The 2454-nt window shown below is 73.9% G+C and carries 2 protein-coding genes and 2 pseudogenes; all 4 read right to left on the bottom strand.

Going from position 1 to position 2454, the window contains the following annotated elements; translation table 11 throughout:
• Window positions 1–439, bottom strand: a pseudogene (locus tag E1283_RS35270) (hypothetical protein); the annotation flags it as partial.
• The gene (locus tag E1283_RS35275) at window positions 436–1380 is read right to left on the bottom strand and encodes an aldo/keto reductase (protein WP_132822243.1); all 945 of its coding nucleotides are present in this window, start codon (window positions 1378–1380) and stop codon (window positions 436–438) included. The gene E1283_RS35275 and the pseudogene E1283_RS35270, both read right to left, overlap by 4 nt.
• 43 nt (window positions 1381–1423) lie before the next feature.
• On the bottom strand, window positions 1424–2293 hold the full coding sequence (locus E1283_RS35280) for a M23 family metallopeptidase (protein ID WP_132822244.1): 870 nt from the start codon (window positions 2291–2293) through the stop codon (window positions 1424–1426).
• Window positions 2294–2334: 41 nt separating this feature from the next.
• A pseudogene (locus E1283_RS35285) lies at window positions 2335–2454 on the bottom strand (phosphate ABC transporter permease subunit PstC); the annotation flags it as partial.

Here is a 2454-nt window from a genome sequence, read left to right on the forward strand (position 1 = left end):
GGTCGAAGCAGTGCCAGCCCGCCAGCCAGGGGGACGCGGCGAGCGCCGGTTCCAGGTGGCGGGCCAGGGTGCGGGCCGGCCATTCCCAGGAGAAGTCCGCGGTGGCGCGGGCCAGTTCGGCGTCGTAGTCGGTGGCGGGGAAGCGGAGTTCGGGTGGGACGAGGGCCGGGTCGGCCGTGTTGCGCCAGTCGTGCCAGCGGACGTGGTCGGAGGTGCGGGTGATGGTGACGTGGAGGGCGCCGCAGCAGCTCTCAGTGCACTCGGCCTCGACGAGACGGACCTCGTGCGACTGCGGGGTGGCGACGAGGCGGGGCAGGTCGCGGGGGTCCGTACCGGGTTCGTCGGGGAAGGCGGTGGCGAGCAGGTCGGCGCCGTCGACCAGCGGGCGGAGCTCCACCTGCTGGTCGACGACGGCTATGTGGAGCCGCAGCTCGTTCATTCCCCCGACGCCTCGGTGAGGCGGGCCAGTTCGGCGTCGGTGAGGGCGAGGTCGGCCACCGCGAGGAGGGCGGGGAGCTGGGCGGTGGTGCGGGCGCTGGCGATGGGCGCGACGACGGTGGGCTGGGCCGCGAGCCAGGCCAGGGCGACGGTGGCGACCTCGGCCGAGTGGGCGGCGGCCACCTCGTCGAGGGCGGCGAGGACGCGGCGGCCGCGCTCGCTCTCCAGGTACTTCGCGACCCGGCCGGAGCGGGCGCTGGTGACCTCGGTCCCGGGGCGGTACTTGCCGGTGAGGAAGCCGGCGGCGAGCCCGAAGTAGGGCATTGCGGCGAGGCCGTGGCGGGCGGCGACGGCGGCGAGTTCGCCCTCGTAGGTGTCCCGGGAGACCAGGTTGTAGTGGGGTTGCAGGGCCACGTAGCGGGCCTTGTTCTCGCGGGTGGAGAAGTCGAGGGAGGCTTCGAGGCGGGCCGGTGAGATGTTGGAGGCGCCGATCTCGCGGACCTTGCCCTCGCGGACGAGGTCGTCGAGGGCGGTGACGATCTCGGACACCTCGACCGACTCGTCGTCGAAGTGCGTGTAGTAGAGGTCGATGCGGTCGGTGCCGAGGCGGCGCAGCGACGCCTCGGCGGCGCGCTTGATGGTGGACGCGGCGAGGCCCTTGAAGTCGGGGTGCGCGCCCACCTTGGTGGCGACGACGATCGCGTCGCGGTTGCCGCGGCTGGCCATCCAGCGGCCGATGACGGTCTCCGACTCGCCGCCGCTGTTGCCCTCCACCCAGGCGGTGTAGGAGTCGGCGGTGTCGAGGAAGTCGCCGCCGACCGCGGCGTAGGCGTCGAGCACGGCGAACGACTCGGCCTCGTCCGCGGTCCAGCCGAAGACGTTGCCGCCGAGGCAGAGCGGGAAGACCCGGAGGTCGCCGACCGAGTGCGTGGTGGTGGTCATGCCGGTCAGCGTAGACCGCCGACCGGCCACCACCACGGAGGACTCAGAGAGACTGCCCCTTGCCGCGCAGCCAGGCGAGCGGGTCGATCGTGGCGCCGCCGCCGGGCCGCACCTCCAGGTGCAGGTGGGCGCCGGTGACGTTGCCGGTGGCGCCGACCAGGCCGATCCGGTCGCCCGTGTCGACCTGCTGGCCGGCCGAGACGCTCATCGAGGAGAGGTGGTTGTACCAGACCTCGGTGCCGTCCTCCTGCTCGATGATGACGCGGTAGCCGTAGGAGCCGGCCCAGGCGGCCTCGAGCACGGTGCCGGTGTGGATGTTGCTGATCGGGGTGCCGGTCGGGGCGGCGAAGTCCAGGCCGGTGTGCGACCCGGAGCTCCACATCGAGCCGCTCTGGCCGAAGCTGGCGGTGAGGCGGTAGCTGTTGAGCGGCAGGGTGTAGCTGGCGCGCAGTTCGGCGAGCCGGCGCTCCTCCTCCTGGCGCTGCCGCTCCTCCTCGATCTCGCGCTGCCGCTGCTCCTCGGCCTGGCGCTGGGCCTCGGCCAACTCGGCGGCGTCGCCCGCGGCCTGGACCTCGGCGGCCTGGAGCGCGGCGCTCCTGGTCTGGGCGGCGGCGTTGGCCTCCTGGAAGTCGGCCTGCTGGATGATGCGGGCGCGCAGCGCCTCGCCCGCGTCGGTCTGGCCGGAGTCCAGCTGCTCGTCGGACATGCCGGCGGCGGTGAACGGGCTGACGGTGGGGGCGTCCTCCTGCTCGCCGGCGAGCAGGCTGCCGACGACGGGGATGTTGCTCATGGTGTCGCTCGCGGCGCCCATGCCGGGGACGCCGCTGGTGCCGCCCTCGTTGGCGGTGGCCATGCCGCCCGCGCCGACGGCGGCGATCACGCCGACGCCCAGCACGGCGCGGCTGCGGGCCATGGTGCCGCCGCGCTGGCGGGAGACCCGGTGCCGGCCGCGTTCCCCGCGTACTCGCGGCGCCGGGCGATGATCAGCCGGGCCGCGCCGTTGACCAGCAGCGTCAGCACGAACAGTACGAGCCCCGAGGCGATCAGCGCGTCCCGGCCCATCGAGGTGGCCTC

Source organism: Streptomyces hainanensis, from assembly GCF_004348415.1.
GTDB classification, from domain to species: Bacteria; Actinomycetota; Actinomycetes; order Streptomycetales; family Streptomycetaceae; genus Streptomyces; species Streptomyces hainanensis.

Excerpts from the sequence above, each read along its gene's own strand:
- E1283_RS35275 (WP_132822243.1), bottom strand. The coding sequence starts at position 1,380 with ATGACCACCACCACGCACTCGGTCGGCGACCTCCGGGTCTTCCCGCTC.
- E1283_RS35280 (WP_132822244.1), bottom strand. The coding sequence starts at position 2,293 with ATGGCCCGCAGCCGCGCCGTGCTGGGCGTCGGCGTGATCGCCGCCGTC.